19 protein-coding genes and 1 pseudogene are annotated in these 22,732 nt (G+C 63.4%); 5 read left to right on the plus strand and 15 right to left on the minus strand.

Annotation, left to right across the window (positions count from 1 at the left end):
- Window positions 1-177 precede the first annotated feature (177 nt).
- Genes AC0L3D_RS04500 through AC0L3D_RS04510 form a run of 3 tightly spaced genes read left to right on the plus strand, consistent with a single transcriptional unit; the run spans window position 178 to window position 4,793 of the window.
- Window positions 178-3,111: a molybdopterin oxidoreductase family protein gene (locus AC0L3D_RS04500; protein ID WP_473643243.1), complete on the plus strand. Its 2,934-nt coding sequence runs from the start codon at window positions 178-180 to the stop codon at window positions 3,109-3,111.
- Window positions 3,108-3,842 carry a 4Fe-4S dicluster domain-containing protein gene (locus AC0L3D_RS04505; protein WP_128169882.1) on the plus strand — a complete coding sequence of 245 codons (735 nt, stop codon included), beginning with the start codon at window positions 3,108-3,110 and terminating at the stop codon, window positions 3,840-3,842. Before AC0L3D_RS04500 ends, AC0L3D_RS04505 begins: the two co-directional genes overlap by 4 nt.
- 15 nt (window positions 3,843-3,857) lie before the next feature.
- A complete protein-coding gene (locus tag AC0L3D_RS04510) occupies window positions 3,858-4,793 on the plus strand; it encodes a dimethyl sulfoxide reductase anchor subunit family protein (protein WP_473643245.1) in 936 nt (311 codons plus the stop codon).
- A gap of 6 nt (window positions 4,794-4,799) precedes the next feature.
- Here the strand turns inward: AC0L3D_RS04510 and pdeM are convergent, their stop codons facing one another.
- The 6 genes and pseudogenes from pdeM to AC0L3D_RS04540 all read right to left on the minus strand — a co-directional run bounded on the left by pdeM (window position 4,800) and on the right by AC0L3D_RS04540 (window position 11,557).
- Window positions 4,800-5,516, minus strand: coding sequence for a ligase-associated DNA damage response endonuclease PdeM (gene pdeM, locus AC0L3D_RS04515; protein WP_473630258.1), 717 nt, complete (start codon window positions 5,514-5,516; stop codon window positions 4,800-4,802).
- Window positions 5,513-8,035, minus strand: a complete 2,523-nt coding sequence (locus AC0L3D_RS04520; protein WP_473630257.1) for a ligase-associated DNA damage response DEXH box helicase — start codon at window positions 8,033-8,035, stop codon at window positions 5,513-5,515. Before AC0L3D_RS04520 ends, pdeM begins: the two co-directional genes overlap by 4 nt.
- 271 nt (window positions 8,036-8,306) lie before the next feature.
- Window positions 8,307-8,671, minus strand: a pseudogene (locus AC0L3D_RS04525) (endonuclease domain-containing protein).
- A gap of 151 nt (window positions 8,672-8,822) precedes the next feature.
- The gene (locus AC0L3D_RS04530; RefSeq protein ID WP_473630256.1) at window positions 8,823-9,683 is read right to left on the minus strand and encodes a C40 family peptidase; all 861 of its coding nucleotides are present in this window, start codon (window positions 9,681-9,683) and stop codon (window positions 8,823-8,825) included.
- A gap of 92 nt (window positions 9,684-9,775) precedes the next feature.
- A complete protein-coding gene (locus AC0L3D_RS04535; RefSeq protein WP_023802155.1) occupies window positions 9,776-10,126 on the minus strand; it encodes a MarR family winged helix-turn-helix transcriptional regulator in 351 nt (116 codons plus the stop codon).
- 66 nt (window positions 10,127-10,192) lie between these two features.
- Entirely contained in the window at window positions 10,193-11,557 is a 1,365-nt protein-coding gene (locus tag AC0L3D_RS04540; protein ID WP_473643247.1) for a leucyl aminopeptidase family protein, read from the minus strand.
- A gap of 122 nt (window positions 11,558-11,679) precedes the next feature.
- Between AC0L3D_RS04540 and AC0L3D_RS04545 the strand changes: the two genes are divergently transcribed.
- A complete protein-coding gene (locus AC0L3D_RS04545) occupies window positions 11,680-12,498 on the plus strand; it encodes a tetratricopeptide repeat protein (RefSeq protein WP_473630273.1) in 819 nt (272 codons plus the stop codon).
- A gap of 321 nt (window positions 12,499-12,819) precedes the next feature.
- On the opposite strand, the gene AC0L3D_RS04550 is transcribed toward AC0L3D_RS04545, so the two are convergent.
- The 9 genes from AC0L3D_RS04550 to AC0L3D_RS04590 all read right to left on the minus strand — a co-directional run bounded on the left by AC0L3D_RS04550 (window position 12,820) and on the right by AC0L3D_RS04590 (window position 21,927).
- Window positions 12,820-13,836, minus strand: coding sequence for a type II secretion system F family protein (locus AC0L3D_RS04550; protein WP_128169878.1), 1,017 nt, complete (start codon window positions 13,834-13,836; stop codon window positions 12,820-12,822).
- 12 nt (window positions 13,837-13,848) lie between these two features.
- Window positions 13,849-14,862: a type II secretion system F family protein gene (locus tag AC0L3D_RS04555; RefSeq protein ID WP_128169877.1), complete on the minus strand. Its 1,014-nt coding sequence runs from the start codon at window positions 14,860-14,862 to the stop codon at window positions 13,849-13,851.
- A gap of 29 nt (window positions 14,863-14,891) precedes the next feature.
- The gene (locus AC0L3D_RS04560) at window positions 14,892-16,406 is read right to left on the minus strand and encodes a CpaF family protein (protein WP_128169876.1); all 1,515 of its coding nucleotides are present in this window, start codon (window positions 16,404-16,406) and stop codon (window positions 14,892-14,894) included.
- 29 nt (window positions 16,407-16,435) lie between these two features.
- Entirely contained in the window at window positions 16,436-17,719 is a 1,284-nt protein-coding gene (locus tag AC0L3D_RS04565; RefSeq protein ID WP_287064846.1) for a CpaE/TadZ family protein, read from the minus strand.
- A 49-nt stretch (window positions 17,720-17,768) separates the two neighbouring features.
- On the minus strand, window positions 17,769-18,497 hold the full coding sequence (locus AC0L3D_RS04570; protein ID WP_128169874.1) for a CpaD family pilus assembly protein: 729 nt from the start codon (window positions 18,495-18,497) through the stop codon (window positions 17,769-17,771).
- A gap of 14 nt (window positions 18,498-18,511) precedes the next feature.
- Window positions 18,512-20,029, minus strand: a complete 1,518-nt coding sequence (locus AC0L3D_RS04575; protein ID WP_128169873.1) for a type II and III secretion system protein family protein — start codon at window positions 20,027-20,029, stop codon at window positions 18,512-18,514.
- On the minus strand, window positions 20,026-20,838 hold the full coding sequence (gene cpaB, locus AC0L3D_RS04580; protein ID WP_128169872.1) for a Flp pilus assembly protein CpaB: 813 nt from the start codon (window positions 20,836-20,838) through the stop codon (window positions 20,026-20,028). The genes AC0L3D_RS04575 and cpaB overlap by 4 nt, the downstream gene beginning before the upstream one ends.
- Window positions 20,839-21,047: 209 nt before the next feature.
- Window positions 21,048-21,566 (minus strand): A24 family peptidase, encoded by a 519-nt coding sequence (locus AC0L3D_RS04585; RefSeq protein WP_128169871.1) that lies wholly within the window; start codon window positions 21,564-21,566, stop codon window positions 21,048-21,050.
- A gap of 151 nt (window positions 21,567-21,717) precedes the next feature.
- Window positions 21,718-21,927, minus strand: coding sequence for a Flp family type IVb pilin (locus tag AC0L3D_RS04590; protein WP_128169870.1), 210 nt, complete (start codon window positions 21,925-21,927; stop codon window positions 21,718-21,720).
- A 349-nt stretch (window positions 21,928-22,276) separates the two neighbouring features.
- Here AC0L3D_RS04590 and AC0L3D_RS04595 point away from each other — a divergent pair, with 349 nt between their 5' ends.
- A complete protein-coding gene (locus tag AC0L3D_RS04595) occupies window positions 22,277-22,699 on the plus strand; it encodes a pilus assembly protein N-terminal domain-containing protein (RefSeq protein WP_023802143.1) in 423 nt (140 codons plus the stop codon).
- Window positions 22,700-22,732 lie beyond the last annotated feature (33 nt).

Below are 22,732 nucleotides of genomic sequence, written 5' to 3' on the forward strand. Positions count from 1 at the left end.
CGGCCAACCTGGAACGGGTAGAAAAGTGATCGGGCGGTTCAAATCCTTGTTTGCCCATTGGACCCGCGGCCTGCGGCGTCGGCTTGCCGGCGACCGTTATCATCCGGAAGAACACTATATGCGCGGCCCCGGGCCGAAGACGAGAGCCAAATTCGCAGACCGCAAAAGCGCCGAATCATGAACCACGGACCGCTGCGCGGCGCCAATTCCGCACCGTCCCAACGGTCGCTTGCCGACACCCGCGCGCCCGACGAGGGTGATGGCGTCGATACCTCGCCTGATGTCTCCGACAGCATCGCCAAGACCACCTGCTACATGTGCGCCTGCCGCTGCGGTATCGACGTCCACATCAAGGACGGCAAGGTCCGCTACATCAACGGCAACAAGGACCATCCGGTCAATCGCGGCGTGCTGTGCGGCAAAGGCAGCGCCGGCATCATGCAGCACTACAGTCCGGCCAGGTTGAAGAAACCATTGCTGCGCAGCGGTCCGCGCGGCTCGGGAGAGTTTCGCGAGATCGAGTGGGGGGAGGCCTTCTCGATCGCGACGGAACGGCTTTCGAAAATCCGCCGCACCGACCCAAAGAAACTCGCCTTCTTCACCGGGCGCGACCAGTCGCAATCGTTGACCGGCTGGTGGGCGAGCCAGTTCGGCACGCCGAATTTCGCCGCCCATGGCGGCTTCTGCTCGGTCAACATGGCGGCCGGCGGGCTCTATACGATCGGCGGCTCGTTCTGGGAGTTCGGCGAACCCGACTGGGACAACACCAGGTACTTCATGCTGTTCGGCGTCGCCGAGGACCATGATTCCAACCCGATCAAGATCGGTCTCGGCAAGCTCAAGGCGCGCGGCGCCAAGGTGGTCTCGATCAATCCATGCCGCACCGGCTACAACGCCATTGCCGATGACTGGATCGGCATCCGGCCCGGCACCGACGGCCTGTTCGTGTTTGCTCTCATCCATGAACTGCTGAAGGCCGGCCGCGTCGATCTCGATTACTTGCTGCGCTACACCAACGCCCATGTCCTCGTCATCCAGGAGCCGGGTGCAGCAGATGACGGGCTGTTCGCACGCGACAGCGGCGGCAATCCGCTGGCCTGGGACAGGCTGGCCAAAGTCTCCGTCAGCGCCACCGATACCGACGCAAAGCCGGCGCTGACCGGCAACTTCCAGGTCGATGGCCGCCGCTGCGTACCGGTCTTCCAGCTTATCGCAGACCGGTACCTGCACGAGAGTTATTCTCCCGATGCGGTCGCCGAACGCTGCGGCGTTACCGCCGACACCATCCGCCGCATCGCCGCCGAACTGGCGCATGTCGCCTTCGAGCAGGCGATCGAACTGCCGGTGGCGTGGACCGACTGGGCCGGCCGCCGGCACGAGACGATCAAGGGCCGGCCGGTGTCGATGCACGCGATGCGCGGCATCTCGGCGCATTCGAACGGTTTTCACACCTGCCGCGCCATCCACCTGCTGCAAGTACTCCTGGGTACGGTGGACGTGCCCGGCGGGTTTCGCTTCAAGCCGCCTTATCCGCGGTCGGCGCCGCCGGGGCCGAGGCCGGCGGGCAAGGACGTCAGGCCGATGACGCCGCTCGAAGGCATGCCGCTCGGTTTCGTCTGCGGCCCGGACGATCTGCTGGTCGATGACGTCGGCACGCCGATCCGTATCGACAAGGCCTATTCCTGGGATGCGCCGCTGGCAGCACACGGGCTCATGCACACGGTCATCCGTAACGCCTGGGCCGGCGACCCCTACAGGATCGATACGCTGTTCATGTACATGTCCAACATGGCCTGGAACTCGTCGATGAATACCGTCGAGACGATGGCGATGCTGACCGACATGGATGCGTCAGGCGAGTACAGGATCCCGTTCATCATCTATTCCGACGCCTATTATTCCGAGACCGTGCCGTTCGCCGATCTCGTGCTTCCCGACACCACCTATCTCGAGCGTCATGACTGCATCAGCCTGCTCGACCGGCCGATCAGCCACGCCGATGGACCGGGTGACGCCATCCGTCATCCGGTTGTCGAGCCGGACCGCGACGTGCGGGCGTTCCAGACGGTGCTGATCGAGCTCGGCGCGCGGCTCGGCCTGCCCGGCTTCGTCGCCGACGACGGCTCGGCCAAATACCGCGACTATGCCGATTACATCGTCAATCATGAGCGCAGGCCAGGCATCGGCCCGCTCGCCGGCTGGCGCGGCAAGGACGGAATTTTGATCGGCAAGGGCGATGCCAATCCCGACCAGCTTCAGCGCTACATCGACAATGGCGGCTTCTGGCACCACGATTTTGCCGACGACCAGCGCTACTACAAGATGGCCAACCGATCCTACCTCGAGTTTGCCGAGACCATGGGTTTCATCCCGAAGGCCGAGCCGATCGTGTTCCAGCTCTATTCCGAGCCGATGCAGCGGTTTCGCCTCGCCGCGCGCGGCCATGGCAGGGTGCTGCCGCCAGAGGCGGAGCGCAGCCGCATCGAAACCTATATGGACCCGTTGCCGTTCTGGTACACGCCCTTCGAGGAGACGGTTGTCGACGTTGAGAAATACCCTCTGCATGCGCTGACGCAGCGGCCGATGCACATGTATCATTCCTGGGGCTCGCAGAACGCCTGGCTCAGACAGATCACCAGCCAGAACCGGCTGTTCGTGCACAGCCAAACCGCCGCCGGCCTCGGGCTTGCCGATGACGACTGGGTTTGGATCGAGAGCATCAACGGCAGGGTCAAGGGACAGATCAAGCTGGTCGACGGGGTCAACGCCGACACGGTGTGGACCTGGAACGCGATCGGCAAGCGGCGCGGCAGCTGGGGGCTGAAGGACGATGCGGCCGAATCCAACCGCGCCTTTCTGCTCAACCATATCATCGGCGACCAGACTTCTGCCGATGCGAACGGCAAGCGCTACTCGAATTCCGATCCGGTGACCGGCCAGGCGGCATGGTTCGACCTGCGCGTCCGCATCGTCAAATGCGCGGCTGAAGAAGCCGGCTTCACTGAGCCGCAGTTCGAGCGCTTCCGGCAGCCACCGCATTTCGAGCCCTCGCCCGACAAGCTCAGTTTCGGCGCTGAATTCCGCCGGGCAAGAGAGGCTTCCAGATCATGACCTGCCTTCCCGCCCATACCGACAAGAAGCTCGGCCTGGTCATCGACCTCGACACCTGCGTCGGTTGCCAAGCCTGCGTTACCGCCTGCAAGGAATGGAACACCGGCGGTCACATGGCGCCGCTGACCGACATCGATCCCTATGGCGGCGATGCCGACGGGGTCTGGTTCAACCGCGTGCACAGCTATGAGCACATGACGGAGATGGGTGGGCGCACGGTCAATTTCCCACGCTCCTGCCTGCATTGCGAGACACCGGCCTGCGTCACCGTCTGCCCGACCGGCGCCTCCTACAAACGGGCCTCGGACGGCATCGTGCTGGTCGACGAAGACAAGTGCATCGGCTGCAAATTGTGCAGCTGGGCCTGCCCCTATGGCGCGCGTGAGTTCGATACCGATGTCGGCGTGATGAAGAAGTGCACGCTGTGCGTCGACCGCATCTACAACGACAATCTGGCGGAAGAAGACCGCGTGCCGGCCTGCGTCGCCGCCTGTCCAACCAGCGCGCGGCACTTTGGCGATCTCGGCGACCCGGCATCGGCGATCTCGCAACTGGTGGCCGAACGCGGCGGCGTCGACCTGATGCCCGAACTCGGCTATCACCCGACCAACAAATATCTGCCGCCGCGCGCCCATACGCCGCGCGCTGCATCGGTGCCGGCGCCGAGACTCGAACCGGTGCAGGCCGAAGGCGGCTTCCTCGGCTGGGTCGACCGCATGCTTTCGCACTGACCAGCAACCAGCCTCATGCATCCAGCCTTCTCCGTCGTCTTCTTCACCACTGCCACGGGCGCCGGTTACGGCCTGCTCGCGCTGCTCGGCGTGCTGGCCGGACAAGGATTTGTCCCGCCTGACTTCTGGCTCGGCGTCGTCGGCATGGGGCTGGCTCTCGGCCTGATCTCGGCCGGCCTGCTGTCGTCGGCCGGCCATCTCGGCCGACCAGAACGCGCCTGGAGAGCATTCTCGCAATGGCGCAGCTCATGGCTGTCGCGCGAAGGCGTTGCCTCGGTCGCGACCTTCGTGCCGGCGGGATTGTTGGCCTTCGGCTGGCTGTTCCTCGGCCGCACAAACGGCTGGGTGGCCGTCGCCGGGCTGCTGGCTGCGGTCGGCGCGGTCGCCACCGTCTGCACCACCGGCATGATCTATGCCTCGCTGAAGCCGATCGCCCAGTGGCACAGCCGCTTCACTTTGCCCAGCTACCTGATCTTTTCGGCGATGAGCGGCAGCGTGCTTCTCAACGCGCTGCTGCAGGGCTTCGCCCTCGGCTCGACTATCGTTCTGACAGGTTGCGTGCTGCTGACCTTGCTCGGCTGGGGCTGGAAGCTGGCAAATTGGCGCTACAATGACAGGCTGGAAATCCCGACCAACGCCAACACCGCGACCGGACTTGCCGGCGGTACGGTGCGGTCGCTGGAATGGCCGCACACCGAAGAAAACTACCTGCTCAAGGAGATGGGCTTTCGCATCGCCCGCAAGCACAAGGCGCGGCTGCGCCAGATCACGCAAGTGCTGGCCTTCGCTCTGCCCGTCTTGCTGCTGATTGCCGCGTTCGCCTTGCCATGGCCCTATGCGGCGGTGCTGTCGGCACTCGCCACATCAGCCCAATTCGCCGGCATGCTGGTCGAACGCTGGCTGTTCTTCGCCGAAGCGAAACACACCGTCACCCTCTACTACGGCAGGTAGAGCAGCTCAGCCCGGCCGCAGCATCGCGTGGGAAATCGCAAAAATGCGCTCGGTGCCGAGCATATAGGCCATCAGCGTCTCGCGGCGGAACAGCCCGGCATAGGCGCGGTCGAGCACATTGAGCGAGCCGGTATAGGCGCCGAAGGCCGGCATGATCATGCGGCCGCCGTCGCCGGCAAAGCAGCGCCGTCGCACCGAGCGGCCCTGCTGCACGATGCGGGCGCAAGGGTGCAGATGACCTGATACCTCGCCTTCCACTCTCACCGCCGAAGGCTCGTGCCGGAATACGAGAGAGCCTATGGCCAGCTCGCGCACCGTCTCGCCGGGCAGGTCGGCCGGCGCATTCGGGTCATGATTGCCGGCAACCCAGAACCAGTCGCGACCGGCCATCAGCGCTTCCAGCCGTTCGCGAAAGCTCGCATGCATGCGCGCGGCGCCGCCGCCGTCATGAAAGCTGTCGCCGAGGCTGATGACGATCGCCGGCTGATAATCGGCAATCACCGCCTGCAACCGCAGTAACGTCGCACCGGTATCATAAGGCGGGATCAATGTACCGCGCCGTGCCAGCGACGAGCCCTTTTCCAGATGCAGGTCGGACACGGTCAGAAGCCGAAGCTCGGGAAAATAAAGCACGCCGCGCCGATCGCAGATCGCACGCTCGCCGGCGATGCCGATAGCATCGGCATCCGCCAGGAGCGCCGTCATGGCGAGTGCGAATGTCATTTCGTCCCCATGGCCTCCTCGACCAGCGTTGCCGCATCCATCAGCAGCGTATCATCGGCCTCGCCATGCACCGGCATCTTGCCGATCTCGAGCATGATCGGCACGGCGAGCGGCGAAATCTGCTCGAGGTCTTTATGCACGATTCGTCCCTTGATACGCGAGAGCATCTCGGCAAGTCTGCTGACATCCAGCAGACCCGTGGCCGCGTCGGCACGCGTCGCCTGCAGCAGGATGTGGTCGGGCTCATGGCTGCGCAGGACGTCGTAGATGAGGTCGGTCGAGACGGTGACCTGGCGGCCGCTCTTCTCCTGGCCCGGATGACGCTTTTCGATCAGTCCGGAAATGAGCGCGCAATTGCGAAAGGTGCGCTTCAAGAGCCAGCTGCCGGCCAGCCAGGCTTCGAGATCGTCGCCCAGCATGTCCTGGTCGAAAAGCGCGGCCAGCGACGGTTTCTTCGCCCGGAACATCCTGCCCATATCGGCCAGCGACCAGATGGCAAGCGCATAGTCGGTGGCGACGAAGCCGAGCGGCCTGGCTCCCGCCCGGTCGAGGCGGCGGGTGAGCAGCATGCCAAGCGTCTGGTGCGCCAGCCTGCCCTCGAACGGGTAGGCCACCAGATAGTAGCGGTTGCCGCGCGGAAAGGTCTCGATCAGCAGGTCGTCGCGCTTCGGCAGCACCGATTTGTCGGCCTGGAAGCGCAGCCAGTCGGCGACCTGTTCCGGCAGCTTCTTCCAGCGCTGCGGGTCGTCCAGCATGATGCGGACCTGTTCGGCGAGGTAAGTCGAAAGCGGGAATTTGCCGCCGCCATAATAGGGCACCTTGGCGTCACTGCCGGGCGCATTCGACACGAAGCACTCATTGTCGCGGATGCCCTCGAAGCGAAGCACCTTGCCGGCGAACATGAAGGTATCGCCATGCGTCAGCGTTTCGAGGAACGCCTCCTCGATCTTGCCGAGAACCCGACCGCCGCGCGAGGCAGAGCCTTTGCTGCCGGCCTTGACATAACGCACGTTGAGCGCCGGCACCTCGATGATGGTGCCGACATTCAGCCGGTACTGCTGGGCGATGCGAGGATTGGAGACGCGCCACAGCCCGTCCTTGTTCAGGCGGATGCGAGCGTAGCGCTCGTAGTTCTTCAGCGCATATCCGCCGGTGGCGACGAAGTCGACGACACGATCGAACGTCGGCCGGTCGAGTTCGGCATAGGGCGCGGCGGTTCGCACCTCCTCGAACAGCGCATCGGCATGAAAAGGCGCGCCGCAGGCGCAACCCAGGACATGCTGCGCCAGCACATCGAGCCCGCCATTGACCAGCGGCGGCGTGTCCTGGGCGCCGAGGTAATTGGCGTCGAGCGCCGCCCGGCATTCCAGCACCTCGAAGCGGTTGGCCGGAATCAGGATCGCCTTCGACGGCTCATCCATGCGGTGGTTGGCGCGGCCGATGCGCTGCGCCAGCCGGCTCGCACCCTTCGGTGCGCCGACATGCACGACCAGGTCGACATCGCCCCAGTCGATGCCGAGGTCGAGCGTCGACGTGGCGACGATGGCACGCAAGGCATTCTCGCCCATGGCTTTTTCGACGCGCCGGCGCTGGGCGACATCGAGCGAGCCGTGATGCAGCGCGATCGGCAAAGTGTCCTCGTTGACCCGCCACAATTCCTGGAACAACAGCTCGGCCTGGCTGCGCGTGTTGACGAACAGCAGGGTCGTCTTGTGTCGCTTGATCTCGCTATAGATCTCCGGTGTCGCGTAGCGGGCCGAATGTCCGGCCCACGGCACGTGCTGTTCCGAGTCGAGGATGGAGATGTCAGGCTTGGCGCCGCCGGTGACGACGATCAATTCGGCCATGCCGCCGGGTGGATTCTGGCTGACCAGCCAGCGCCGCAATTCGTCCGGCTCGGCGACCGTCGCCGACAGGCCGATCGTCTGCAAGCTGGGAACAAAGGATCGCAGCCGAGCCAGCCCGAGCGACAGGAGATGCCCGCGCTTCGACGTCACCAAGGAATGCAGTTCGTCGAGCACGACATAGCGCAGATCCTCGAAGAAGCGCCTGGCGTCGGGCGCAGCAATCAGCAGCGCCAGTTGCTCGGGCGTGGTCAGGAGGATTTCGGGCGGGGCCCGCTTTTGGCGCTGGCGCTTGTGCGCGGGCGTGTCGCCGGTGCGCGTCTCGATGGTGACGGACAGACCGATCTCTTCCACCGGCTTGCCGAGATTGCGCTCGATGTCGACGGCCAGCGCTTTCAGCGGCGAGATGTAGAGCGTGTGGATGCCGCGACGCGCCTGTCCCGGCTTTCTCCCCGGCCTCCGGGCCAGCTCGGTCAGTGAAGGCATAAACCCGGCCAGCGTCTTGCCGGCGCCGGTCGGCGCGATCAGCAGAACCGATTGCCCGGCCTGGGCAGTCGCCAGCAATTCGATCTGGTGGGCGCGCGGCGACCAGCCTCTTTGCGCGAACCATTTGAGGAATGGCTCGGGCAAGTGCACGGCGGCATTCTGTTCGGCGAGGCGCGGCTGCTCTGTCACCCGCCAGAGGTAGCGCGGCGCCGCGCAATCGCCAAGCAGAATCGGAACAAAAGGTGATCGTGCGCGGCTTCGGTCGCAAGTGAGGTGGGCGCTCTACTGCGCCCCCCTCTGGCCTGCCGGCCATCTCCCCCACAAGGGGGAGATTGGCTGTCTTGTCTGCTTCCGCTAATCACCAACGTTGCAGGATTGGCGGCCAGAGCGAAACTGCCAATCTCCCCCCTTGTGGGGGAGATGTCCGGCAGGACAGAGGGGGGCGCCTCGCGCCGGCGTATCAAGTCGCACCGGCGAGCCCCGCCTCGATGACAATATGCTGGCAGACATTGTCGATGTCGCGAATGACGTCGTCGTTCCAGAAGCGCAGGATGGTCCAGCCATCCCGTTCCAGACGCTTTGTCCTCGCCTCGTCGCCTGTATTGGCTTCGGCACGCTGCGAACCATCGACTTCGACGACGAGCTTCTTGTCCGGGCAAGCGAAGTCGAGGATGTAACCAGCGATCGGAAATTGTCGGCGGAAGCCAAGCCCCATCAGCCGATGCGCGCGAAGCTCGTTCCAAGCTTCAGTTCGCCGTCGGTCATGGCTTTGCGCATCGATTTGGCATTTGCGCGATTTCGCGGAGGCAATGGCGTGTGAGGCATTTGGTCAGTGCTCGGTCCGTATTGAGGTTGGGGCTCTACGGCGCCCCCCTCTGTCCTGCCGGACATCTCCCCCACTTGGGGGGAGATCGGCAGCTTCGCTTTGGCCGCCAATCCTGCAACGTTGGTGATTAGAGAAGGAAAAGCGCTTGCGCTACGGCCGCCTAAACCCTGTCGGACCGCCATAGAGATAGCCGATGCGGGCGAGGGCTCGCCTGAACCCTTCACGCGAGACCAGCATGGTGTGGCCGTTGGCGTGGATCATCGTTTCCGGGTCGGTCATGACAGCGACATGGCCTTTCCAGAACACCAGGTCGCCGCGCCGCAACCCGGCAAGATCCGGACCCGGGTCGAGCGGCTCGCCGATGGTCGCCGCCTGCATGTCGGAATCGCGCAGCACTTGCCTGCCGGCCATGTGCATCGCCAGTTGCACGAGGCCGGAGCAATCGATGCCGAAGCCGGAGGCGCCGCCCCACAGATAGGGCGTGCCGAGAAAAGCCTCCGCGACCGCGACATAGTCGGCAGCCGGCTCTCCCAGAGGCCTGAGATGGCCTGATATGACAGCCTCGCCGGACGGCAGCAGCGCATAATGCGTGCCGCGCGTTTCGGCTGCGCCGGTTACCGTCACCGCCGATCCCATCGACAGTTGCCCGCTCAGCGGAACCCGCAAATCCGGTCCCGGATAGAGGAAGGTGCGCGGCACCGTGACGACATGGGTGGGCGCATGGTCCCGTCCCCCCAGCACGGTGTCGGCGACATAGCCGACATAGCCGTCGCGCTCCGACTGGATCCAGGCCCAGCCTTCGGTATCTTCGAAGACGAGGACGTCGTCGCCGAACAGGGCTTGCGTGTTGATGCCGGCATCCGGCCGCGGAGCCTTGCGGAGATCGGCCACTGTGGCTGAGATCCGCGCTGGCCGCCCGGCGACGAAGCGATCGGCGGCGACCTCGCCTTCCAGCCTGGCATCGGCGAGATCGGAACGGAAGGCGTGAAGGCGGGCATCCCTGGCGGTCAAATCGGCAACTCGGCTCTGGCTTGGTGTTGGAGCATGACCCCTTCCGAAACGGTGCTGCTTTGCTTCGCTGACCTGCGGTTCGGAATCCTGCTCTAGATCGGCAATTCCTGGGCTCTGGCAATGATAACATCGCCGAAGCGCTCGACAAAGAGAGCACCTTCTACGGTTCGCTTGACCAGCACGTTGCGCTTGTCGAGCTCATCGCGATGGCGCGAAACCAGCTTCATTGCGCCCATCGTGTCGAGCGCCCGGGTGATCACCGGCTTGGTGACATTGAGCCGGGCGGCGAGGCCGCGCACCGTATGCGGCGGTGGATCGAGATAGATCGTGAACAGGATCGCCGTCTGGCGCATGGTGAGGTCCGGCGCATCGTCGCGCACCTGGTACAGCATCACCTGCTGCCACAGTCGCAAGGCCTGACTCGGGCGCATCGAAATCGACATCCGGCCAGAATGACGGCAAATTGTTTCGGTTCCGTTTCAGTCACGAGAATGCCCTGCACCGCAGCGTCAGGCGTAGCGTTTTGAGATGACCCTTTCCAGCGCGCGGATGCCTTGCGCCTCGCCGCCGGCGAGACCGTGCGGACGATCGGAGGGGTTCCAGGCGAAGATGTCGAAATGCGCCCAGGCGGCGGTCTTCTCGACGAAGCGTTTGAGGAAAAGCGCCGCGGTGATTGAGCCGGCGAAACTGTCTGACGTGACATTGTTGATGTCGGCGATCTTCGACGACAGCTTTGCGGCATAGGGTTTCCACAGCGGCATGCGCCACAGTGGATCCTCGACTGCGACGGAGGCCGCAGCCAGGTCGGAGGCCAGCGCTTCGTCGCCGGTGTAGAACGGTGGCAGATCGGGACCGAGCGCGACGCGGGCAGCCCCGGTCAAGGTCGCCATGTCGATCAGCAGTTGCGGCTCGTCGTCGTCTGCCAGTGCCAGGGCGTCCGCCAGCACCAGCCGTCCTTCGGCGTCGGTGTTGCCGATCTCGACGGTGATGCCTTTGCGGCTCACCAGCACGTCGCCGGGCCGGAAGGCGTTGCCGGCAATCGAATTTTCGACCGCCGGGATCAGCACACGCAGCCGGACCTTCAGCCCGGCGGCCATGATCATCGAGGCGAGGCCCAATACGTTGGCAGCGCCACCCATGTCCTTCTTCATCAAAAGCATGCCCGAGGACGGCTTGATGTCGAGTCCACCGGTGTCGAAGCAGACGCCCTTGCCGACCAGCGTCACCTTCGGGGCGTTCTCCGGTCCCCAGATCATGTCGATCAGCCGCGGTGCGCCGACGGAAGCGCGGCCGACCGCATGGATCATCGGGAAATTGTTCTTGAGCAGGTCGTCGCCCCTGGTCACCGACACTTCGGCGTCGTACGTCCCGGCCAGCGTCCGAACTGCCTTCTCCAGTTCGTCCGGTCCCATGTCGCTGGTCGGCGTGTTGACCAGATCGCGCGTCAGGAAAACGCCATCGGCGATGCGGCGAACATAAGCCGCTTCAGCGCCGGGCGGCAGCGAAAAACGCAGCGTCCTGCCAGGCTTTTTGCCGTAGCGGGTGAAGACATAGCCGCCGAGCGCCAACGCGATGGCCGCGATTTCCGGCTCGGTCAGCGTGGAGGCGAAATGCCAGTCGCCTGCGGGCAAGGCTCTCGCCAGCGCGCCAATGGCAAGCGCGCCTTCGCCGTCGCCCGTGCCGAACAGGGCGCCGGCAAGCCCGCCGTTTTCGCCGGGCAGGATCAGCGTCCTCCCGGCCTGACCGGAAAAGCCGTTGGCCCTGGCCCAGGCGAGCGAGGAGGAGGCAAGCCCTGCCGCATCCAGTCTATCCTTCGCCACCAGATGAACCGGCAGCGTGGTCTTCAGTTCTCTCTCGATGAGTTCGACTGGCATTCGACGGTCTCCGGCTTCCGAGTCGGCGCGTTTTAACGATCCGTTAGGGTTAACAGAATATTTCTGCGGGAGGGAAGATGGCCACGTAAAAGCCAATTTGACGAATGGAGGCCCTGGTGCAGATGCCGACCAACCGCATGAACGCCACGGGGAAGCGGCTGATCACCACGGCGTTCATAATAGCACTCGCGGCCAGCGTTGCAGGCTGCGGGACCAGCAAGCTGACGACCGGCTCGATCGGACGCCCCAGCGGCAAACCGTTGGAAACCATGTCGGCCGGCGAGTTGCACAAGGCGACGATCGCGCTGGGTCAGTCCTACGCCAAGAACCCCAACGACAAGCGGATCGCGACGAATTACGCCGCGGCGCTGCAAATGGATGGCGACGCCGACCAGTCGCTCGCCGTGATGCGCAAACTGGCGATCGCGCTGCCGAAGGACCGCGACGTGCTCGCCGCCTATGGCAAGGCACTTGCCGCCAACGGGCAGTTCGAGCCGGCGCTCGATGCGGTGCGCCGCGCGCAGACACCGGAATATCCCGACTGGAAGCTGGTGTCGGCGGAAGCCGCTATTCTCGACCAGCTTGGCCAGAGAGACGAGGCGCGCCAGAATTACCGCAAGGCGCTTGACCTCAAGCCGAACGAACCTTCGATCCTTTCCAATCTCGGCATGTCCTATGTGCTGGAAGGTGACCTGCGCATGGCTGAAACCTATATGCGCTCGGCCGCCCAGCAGCCGAATGCCGACAGCCGCGTCCGCCAGAACCTGGCGCTGGTCGTCGGCCTGCAGGGCCGCTTCGACGAGGCCGAGAAGATCGCCTCGCAGGAGCTGTCGCCCGAACAGGCGCAGGCGAACGTGACTTACCTTCGCCAGATGCTCGCCCAGCAGAACGCCTGGAGCCAGCTCAAGGACCAGGACAAGACAAAGCCCGCCACCAACTGACCGCGGCTCGTCCCGGCGCGAACCGGCGACATGCCGTTACCTCGGAGCGTTGCTGCGGTGCAGAACCTTGTGATGGCAATTTGCGCGGTGCACCCCCCTCTGTCCTGCCGGACATCTCCCCCTCAAGGGGGGAGATTGGCAGTTTCTCGGCCTCGTCAACTCTGCCACGATGAAGATTGGCGAAACCGGAAGGGACAGCCAATCTCCCCCTAGAGGGGGAGATGTCCGGCAGGACAGAGGGGGGCGCCTCGCTCCGCCATCAAAGGTTCTGCACCGCAGCAGTGCTCCGAGGTAACGATCCCCTGTGCAGAGGCCGCCTGGCTATTGGCTGCTCGATGACGGCTGGTCGCCGAAAATGCCGCGCTCGCTGACCTGGATGCCGGCGGGACCCAGGATGATGGCGAACAGCACCGGCAGGAAGAACAGGATCATCGGCACGGTGAGCTTCGGCGGCAAGGCCGCGGCCTTCTTCTCGGCGGCGTTCATACGCATGTCGCGGCTTTCGCCGGCAAGCACGCGCAGTGCGTGCGCCACCGGCGTGCCGTAGCGCTCGGCCTGGACCAGCGCCTGCGACACCGACTTGACCGATTCCAGGCCGGTGCGGCTTGCAAGGTTCTCGTAGGCCTGCTTGCGTTCCTGCAAATAGGAAAGCTCGGCATTGGTCAGGATGAACTCTTCGGCAAGCGCCACCGACTGCGCGCCGATCTCGTCGGCGACCTTACGAAACGCGGCCTCCACCGACATGCCGGATTCGACGCAGATCAGCATCAGATCGAGCGCGTCCGGCCACGCCATCTGGATCGACTGCTTGCGCTTGGTGGCGCGGTTGTTGACATAGAGCACCGGCGCGTAAAAACCGGCATAGGCGACGACGATACAGACGAACAACTTGATGAGAGGCGGCTGCTCCGGCAACCCGCCGAGCACGAACAGATAGATCGCAGCCAGGGCAAAGCCGACAAAGGGCAGGATCAGACGGAAGAAAAGGAAACGCGTCAACGGATTCTGCCCGCGGAAGCCAGCCACCTTGAGTTTCTGCAAGGTGCCTTCATCGGCCAGGGCGCGCCTGAGGTCCAGCCGGTCGACAATATTGCGCATGCCGATCGACTGTTGCTCGCGCAGGCCCTTGCGGCGGCGATCGGCATCGAGGGCAAGCCGCGCACGCTGCTTGGCGCGCAGTTCGTCGCGCTCCAGCGCCACCGATTTCATGCGCGCCTTGAGCTGGTTTCCGCCAAAGGCAGGCAGCAGCGTGAACACGGTGGCAAACACCGCAATGCCGACCAGCAGGGCAATCAGAAATGCCGGATCGGTAAGGGTTTTGACGACGTTCTCGGTCATGCGCTCGAAATCCTAAACCTCGAAGTTCATCATCTTGCGCATCACCAGGATGCCGATCGACATCCAGACCGCGGAGCAGCCGAGGATCAGATTGCCGACGCTGGTGGTGAACAAAGGCATGATGTAGTTCGGGCTTGTCAGGTAGACGAGACAGGCGACGACGAAGGGCAACGCGCCGATGATCACCGCTGACGCCTTCGCTTCCATCGACAGCGCCTGGACCTTTGCCTTCATCTTCTTGCGGTCGCGAAGCACGCGCGAAAGATTGCCTAGAGCCTCGGACAGATTGCCGCCGGCCTGGGACTGGATCTGGATGACGATGCCAAAGAAGCTCGCCTCGGTGCACGGCATCGTCTCGGCCATGCGAATGCTGGCGTCGGGGATCGACAGGCCCATCTGCTGCGAATCGATGATGCGGCGGAACTCGGTCTTGACCGGTTCGGGCGATTCATTGGCGATCAGGCGGACGGCGTCGTTCAGCGGCAGGCCGGATTTGACCGCACGTACGATGATGTCGAGCGCGTTCGGAAATTCGTTGAGGAACGCCTTGACCCGGCGGGCGCGGCTAAACGAAACGAACCAGCGTGGCAGCCCGAGGCCACCGACCAGCAGCGCACCCGGCAAGACATACAAAGGCGCACCGGCGAAATAGGCGAGAAACGTCAGGACGACGCCGCAAACCGCCGAGTAGAGATAGAAGCGCTCGAGCGAGACCTTCATGCCCGCCTGACGGATCTGGGCCTTCAGAGGCGGCTTTTTGGCAAGGCTCTGGCTGGTTTTGTGCTTCTGTTCGAGGTCCTTCAGTGAATCCTGAACCGATTTGCGCCGCTTGGCCGCTTCCGCCACGCGATCGCGCGAAGCCTTGACGACGGCACCATCCGTCTCGGCGGTCTTGATCGTTTCAAGCCGCCTGCCGACCTGCTTTTCGGTGCTGATCCGGTTGAACAGAAAAGCATAGGCGACCGCGCCGGCGCTGAGGCCGGCGAGCACGACGAATGCCAGCACGGTGCCGTCAATTCCAAACATCGGCCCTGGCCCCTACGCCTCCAAATGGATCAGTCAGCGCGTTTCTCCATCGCCTCGAGCGCATTGGCGAGGCGCTGTTCCTCGCCATAGTAGCGGGCGCGCTCCCAGAAATGCGGACGACCGATGCCTGTCGAAACGTGCTCGCCCAGCAGCCTGCCGTTCGCGTCCTCGCCTTTGATGTTGTAGAGGACGATGTCCTGCGTGATGATGACGTCGCCCTCCATTCCGATCACCTCGGTGATGTGGGTGATGCGCCGCGATCCATCGCGCAGGCGTGCGGCCTGGATGATCACATCGACGGAACCGACCACGATTTCACGCACGGTTTTCTGCGGCAGCGTGTAACCGCCCATCGCGATCATCGATTCGATACGGTTCAGGCATTCGCGCGGGCTGTTCGAGTGGATCGTGCCCATCGAGCCGTCGTGGCCGGTGTTCATCGCCTGCAGAAGATCGAACACTTCAGGTCCGCGCACTTCGCCGACGATGATGCGCTCGGGCCGCATGCGCAGGCAGTTCTTGACCAGATCGCGCATGGTCACCTCACCCTCGCCCTCGAGGTTGGGCGGGCGGGTTTCCAGACGCACGACGTGCGGCTGCTGCAGTTGCAGCTCGGCCGAGTCCTCGCAGGTGATGACGCGCTCATCGCGGTCGATATAGTTGGTCAGGCAATTGAGCAGCGTCGTCTTGCCCGAACCGGTACCGCCTGAAATCACGATGTTGCAGCGGACGCGGCCAATGATCTTGAGAATCTCGGCGCCGGGCGGCGAAATGGCGCCGAACTTGACCAGCTGGTCGAGTGTCAGCTTGTCCTTCTTGAACTTGCGGATGGTGAGAGCGGCGCCGTCGATGGCGAGCGGCGGCGCGATGACGTTGACGCGGGAGCCGTCGGGAAGGCGCGCGTCGCAGATCGGGCTCGATTCATCGACGCGGCGGCCAACCTGGCTGACGATGCGCTGACAGATGTTGAGGAGCTGCTGGTTATCGCGAAAACGGATGCCGGTCTGCTCGACCTTGCCGTTGACCTCGATATAGACGTCCTTGGAGCCGTTGACCATGATGTCGGCGATGTCGTCGCGAGCGAGCAACGGCTCCAGTGGCCCGTAACCGAGCACGTCATTGCAGATGTCCTCGAGCAGTTCTTCCTGCTCGGCGATCGACATCGCGAAATTCTTGATCGCGATGATGTCGTTGACGATGTCGCGGATTTCCTCGCGCGCGCTTTCGGGATCGAGCTTGGCGAGCTGCGACAGGTCGATGGTGTCGATGAGCGCGGCAAAGACCTGGCTCTTGGTGTCGTAATAGGTTTCGCTCTTCTGGCGCTGGAGCTTTTTCGGCTCCGGGGCCAATGGCGGCGCCTCGACCGCACGGCGCACGGGCGGCGGCGCAGCAGACGCGCCAGGTGTGCCAGATGGCGGCGGTGCGGGCTTGGCAAGAACCGCCGTTTCCGCAGGTTTTGCCGCCGGCGCGGCAGGCGCAGGTGCCGGCTGACGGAATTCCGGGGTGAATCGGCTGCCGTCGTCGCTGCCTCTTTTACCAAACATGATCGATTACCAATTCCGCTCCGGAAGCATCACTTCTTGCCGCGCGAGAGCTTGCCAAGGAGATTGCCGAGGCCCGCTTTCTTTCTTGCCTTGATTTCGCTGCGCCCGGTCAGCACATGCGCAATCTCGTTGATAATGCCGACAACCGGGTTCCTGGCATCCATTTCGCCGAGCATGCGCCCGTTGTTGGCGGCGTTTCCGAACAGCAGCGGCTCGAAAGCAATGACCGACATCGGCGACAGGCCGAGCGAGTCGGCGAAGTCGGACGACGAAATCTCCGGGCGCTTCGGCACGCCGGCCTGATTGATGATCAGCTTCGGCGGCGGATCGTTCGGGCGAAGCCGCTTGAACATGTCGGCCAGATTCTTGGTGTTGCGCAAATTGGCCAGCTCCGGCGTCGCCGTGATCACGATCTCGTCGGCTTTGACCAGTATGTTCTTGGTCCAGCCCGTCCAGACGTGCGGAACATCGAGCACCAGCAGCGGCACGCTGCGCTGCGCCGTGTCGATAAGCTGGGTGAAAGCCTCCGGGTCGAAATCGTAGACCCGATCGAGCGTTGAAGGCGCTGCAAGCAGCGACAGATGCTCGGCGCACTGGGCAAGCAGCCGATCGAGATAGACCTCGTCGAGGCGCTCCGGTGAGAAAACGGCTTCGGCAATGCCTTGCGCCGGATCCTGATCGAAATTGATGTTGGCCGTTCCGAAAGCCAGGTCGAGATCGGCGACAACCACTTCGGACTTGAACAGCGACGACATCGCCCAAGCCACATTATGGGCAATGGTCGAGGAGCCGACGCCACCCTTGGCGCCGATGAAGGCGATCGAGCGGCCGATCGGCTCGGCTTCCGGATCAACGAAGATCGTCGATATCACGCTGACGATATCGGCCATCGATACCGGCGCGATGACATATTCGGAAATGCCGGAGCGGATGAGCTCGCGATAGAGCCCGACATCGTTGTAGTGGCCGATGACCACGACCTTCGAGGTCGGATCGCAATATTCGGAGAGCTGCGTGAGCTGCTCGAGCAATTGCTTCGGCTCGCTGCGCGATTCCAGCAGGATCAGGTTCGGTGTCGGCGCCGACTGGTAGAATTCGATGGCGGTGGCGACACCACCCATATGGACCTTCAGATGGGCCTTCGCCATGCGGCGATCCTCGCCGGCGCGCTCGACCGGATTGGCAACGCCCTCGGTCTCGCAAAATGCCTGGATCGAGATGCGCGGGATCGGCCGCAACGCCTGCATGGCGGCGGCATCCTGCTGCGAGGTATCGCCGCCATCTATCGCCGTGTCGTAGGCAAGATTGCTCATTGTCATTTCTTTCCGTGACTTGTCTTCCCGTGACTTGGGCGGCTCGAGCTCAATACTCGACTTCCGAATTGCCGAGGAATTCGTCCGAAATGCCTCTCTGGCGGTAGACGTCGACTACCGCGCCGCGATTTTCCGCGTCGATATCGGATTGCTTGCGCGGCCCGAGCAGATCGGTCGGATTTGCGATCTGGGCGGCAAGATTGTTCTGATACGAGCAGCCGAAATCGGCATAGTGCTTGTTTTCCGAGGTCTGCATCAGGTCTTCGGGCCAGCGTCCGCACCTGTCGGTCTGTGCCTTCACCGAGACATAGGCGACGCGGATCGGGGCGGACGCTTCGGCCGAAACCGACTGGTAGGTGGTGATGACGATCCGGTTGCGGCTGATGCCGCTGGCAATCGCAAGCCTGGCGAAATCGCGACCGGCCGCGGTCGCGGCGATCTCGTTGGCCGAACCGCTCGGGATCGAGATCGTCAGGGTCGGAGCGGCGCTCTTGTCATAGCCATCCAGGAAGCCGAGAAGCGTGTCGCGCTGCGACCCGGTCATGCCGCGATCGCCGGCGCCGACCGGAAGGTCGATCTTCTGGTTTTTCTCCGCAATGACGATCGGATGGTTGGTGCGATAGTCGTCCGGAACAGCGCCGACCGTGATGCTGTCCCGGTTGGCGCAGCCCGCCAGCAATGCGGCGACCGCAACCGCCAGGACCGGCAGGCAGATCCGCGAACGGCCGGACCGCATCGCTGCGGTGATCGTCCTTGGCTTCAACGCTGACTGAGACATGTCTGCTTCCCCGCTTACTTGTAGATGAAGCCGACAACGCCGTGATAACGGCCGTTGGGCTTGTCGGTCTGCATGGTGCCGTAGACGCGATTGACACGGCCAAGGAACATGCCGGCGCCATCGCTGGCAGCGTTGAAATTGTCGTCCGGCTTGGCAAGGGCGTTGCGCGTCACCGGCTTCACCAGATAGGGCGTGATGATGATGACGAGCTCGGTCTCGTTGCGGACGAAGTCCCGGCTGCGGAACAGCGTGCCGAGCACCGGAATCTTGGTCAGCCCAGGCAGGCCGTTGACGGCTTGCCTGATGTCGTCCCGTACCAAGCCGGCGATCATCATCGAGCCGCCGGAAGGCAGCTCCACCGTCGTGTCGGCCAAGCGTTTGCGGAGCGACAGGACGTTCGTGCCGGGGCTGGTTACACCCTCTGACAAGGATACCGATGCCTCGGTTGTCGGCTCGGAAACCGACGTCCTGACCTTCAGGCTGATGCGGCCGGGAGACAGCACCACCGGCTGGAATTCCAGGCCAATGCCGTATTCGAGCTTCTCGATTTCATACGTCTTCACACCGGTCTGGTTATCGTCGGACACGGCTTGGGAAACGCCGGTCACCATATTGTACTCGCCGCCGACCTTGAAGGTCGCCTTCTCGCCGGATACGGCCGTCAACGTCGGCTCGGCCAGGGTTTTCATGACGCCTGACTGCTCCATGGCGTTGATGTAGGCGTCCAGCGTCGAGGTGCCGATAGCCAGGCCAGAGTTTGACAGCGACTTGCCCAGGCCGGCGAAGTTGTCACTTATCGCGGCCCAACTGATGCCATTGCTGCTGCCGCTGCCGATCAGGTTGACGCCGAGTTGCTTCATCACCGAGCGGCTGACTTCGGCCACCGTCACTTTCAGCGTCACCTGGTCGTCGCCGATGATCTGCAGCAGGTTGACGATCTGGCTGACGCGACGCTCGGAATCCGGATTGTCGATGTCGACACCGGCCTCGGCCGAGCCGCCGGAGGCGGTCTGCGAATACTGTCCCGTGGTCGCTTCACCGCCGGAGACGAAGATGGTTGCCAGATCGACCGCGCGCTTGGCATCCAGCGGAGTGTCCACGGTTCCGGTCAGGACGACATTGTCGTTCAGCAATTCGACCGTGATGCTCGATGACGGTATGAAGCGCCTGATATAGTCTTCCAGCCCGGCGACGTCGCGCTCGACCGCCAGATCCAGGCTGACGATCTGTTCGCCATTGGGGCCGAAGACGAAGATGTTGGTGTCGCCGACCGCCTTTCCGAAGAGATAGATGCGCCTGGCGGTGCGGGTCACCGCATCGGCGACCGCCGGGTTGGCGACGAGAATATCATAGGCATCACTCGGCAGGTCGATGACCACCGATTTGTTGAGACCGAGCTTGACGCGCTGGGTGGCGGTCGAAGCCGACACCTCGGCGCCTGCCGCATTCGCCTCGAGGAGGCCATGCGCATTCGATCCAAGCAGGAACAGGCCGATTGCCGCAGCCAGTGTGACCGGAGCGTTTAACCTCATTGCCTTGCTCCCACTTCTGAAACTTCGCCCGACTTGATCAGGCGCACTGTCCCGCGCCGGCCATTGCCGGAAACGAGATAGTCGGCCTCGCCCAGATTCTTCTCCTGGGTGTCGGTGATCGACCGCAGCGCCAATGTCAGGCGATCCGCCATCTGCTGGGCGACGGTGATGATTTCCGCCTGCTGCGGTGTCAGTTCCAGCGTGGCGGTCTGGCCGACCCTGGTCCGCTTGCCTTCCTCGTCTTCCTGGATGGTCTGGTCGATCGCCAGGACGCGAATATTCTTGAGGATGGTCTCGGTGGTAAAGCCGCTGCCGCCGGCTGCCGGATCGGCTCTGCGGGTCATGATGACGTCGACGAAATCGTTGGGAAGAATGAAGCCGCCGGCCGACGTATCGGCCGATACGGCTGTGGCGACCGCCCGCATGCCGGAGGGCAGGATCGACGACATGAAGCTCTGTCCCTCGCCAATCAGCTTGGAGCGCCGCAGCGGCTCACCGGCATACATCGCCACGCGGGCGACGCCGCCTTTCAGCTTCTCCAGCGCATCGGGTTCGGCGGCGCGGGTGATGAAATTCGCATTGATGCCGTTGGCCGGCCAGGACTGCCAGGTGATGTTGTTCGCGAGCGGACCGCCCATCGGAACGTCGCCGGACAGGACAAGCACGTCCTGCAGCGCGATTGCCGGCGCCTCGGGGCCGGAATCGACGATTTGAGGCGGCGGCGCCGCCACCATGTTTTTTGCGACATATCCTGCGCCACCCGCCGCGGCGACCGCCACGCCTAGAATGATCAGTCGGGATGCTGGCATATGTCCGAACCTCGCCTTGGCAAACAACCTAGCCAAGCCGGAACCATGCAGCGGCAATCGTCAAAACAAGGTTAATTTAATACTTACGATCGTGCTTAATTTAAGGTTTACATAAATTTGAAGCATCCGGTCCGGCCCGTAAAAAGTCGGCCAAGCCGCCTGCTCCAACTCCAAATCGAATGGGAAAGGCTGGCCTGACGCGGGAAGAATCACGCCGCCAGGCTTGCGAGCGCCCACGCCATCAACGGCGAAGCCGGAAAGGTGAGCAGGCCGCCAATGCCAAGCGCAATGCCATAGGGAACGCCTGATGTCTCGTCGGCGAAATGGCGTAAAAACGGGTTGTGGCTTGTGACGGCCGCAAGCGGCGATTTCCGATAGGCGAGGATGGCGAGCGTCAGCAGGCCGCCGATGACGGTCGAGACCAGGAGGTAGTCGACGAGGTGGATGTTCAGCCCCATCCAGACGGCGCTGGCGGCCAGCAGCTTGGCGTCGCCGCCGCCCATGCCGCCGAGCGCGAACAGCCCGAAGGTCACGGCGAGGACCAGGCCGCCGGCGGCAAAATGCCAGCCATAGCTTGCCCAGTCCATGCCGGTCAGCGGCGCGACCAGGGCGAAGACGCCGACAAGCAGCACCGGCACGCGATTGGCGATCGTCATCGACAGCATGTCGGAGATCGCGGCGAAAAGCATGCAGAACGGAAAGACAACGAAGATCAGGGCTTCAAGCATGGACGCGGCGCCTGTGGTCAAACTGTGCCTGGCCCCAGCCTAGGCATGTCCGATTAACGATTGGTGAGGCCGAAAATTCAAATCGTGCGATATGAATAGATAGGGGCCGCCAGTGCGGCGGCCCCTATCTGGAAACAACTGAGCGCAGTTATTATGGGGCCGGGGCCGGGGCCGGGGCCGGGGCAGCGCCACCGGCGCCTTCGAGCGTATCGGCAATATCGCTGAATTTCTCGTCCAGCGCGGTGCCGAGCTGGCCGGCGCCGACCATGATGGCGAGCGCGATGAGAGCGGCGATCAGACCGTATTCGATGGCGGTCGCGCCGGATTCGTCCTTCACAAAACGTGCAATGAGATTAGACATTCGAGAGCTCCTACTCCAGGTGTTACAGCAATTCCGTCAACTTCTCTGTTGGCTGATCGGATACTGCCAATCTATCGAGAAGCTCTTTCGATCGACTTAATAAACAGCCTTACCGATTCCTTTCCGGCTTCGATGACATTGCGTGGTTAACCGTAGACTAAGCGGCGCCTATTGACCCGACAGGCGCAGCAGGCTGCGAAAGGGGCAATTTAGCGACCGCTCCTGGCGATCCCAGCTCCAGGCGATCAAAGGGCCGAGCCCGACATCATCACGGCTCCCCTCCCTTAACCCTTGCTTCACCAATCTCGTTCATGTTCCGTTGAGCAAATTGCCGTCGTGGAGCGCTTCAATGACCGGGCCGAGATCGTCCTTTCCGATTGCCGCGCTGCTTGCCGCCACGGCTCTTATCGTGCCGGCCAAGGCCGGCGCCGGCATCGAGGTCACCATGAACCAGGCGAAGATCGTCAAATTGTCGCGCGCTGCCGATACGATCGTCGTCGGCAATCCGGCGATCGCCGACGCCTCGGTGCAGGATGCTTCGACGATCGTGCTGACGGGCAAGGGCTTCGGCGTCACCAATCTCGTCGTCCTCGATCAGGAGGGCCGTCCGATCGTCGACGAGCAGATCACCGTCGTGCGACAGGACGCGTCCTCGGTGCGCATCTATCGACGCGCCGAAATACAGACCATGTCGTGCACGCCGTATTGCGAAAGCTCATATAAAAGCGAGGCGGAGAAGACCTCGGAAGCCGAGATGAGCGCCGGCCAGTAAGCGACCCGACCGTTTCGTCTCGCTGAAAAAGCC

It is taken from the genome of Mesorhizobium sp. WSM4837, from assembly GCF_055811435.1.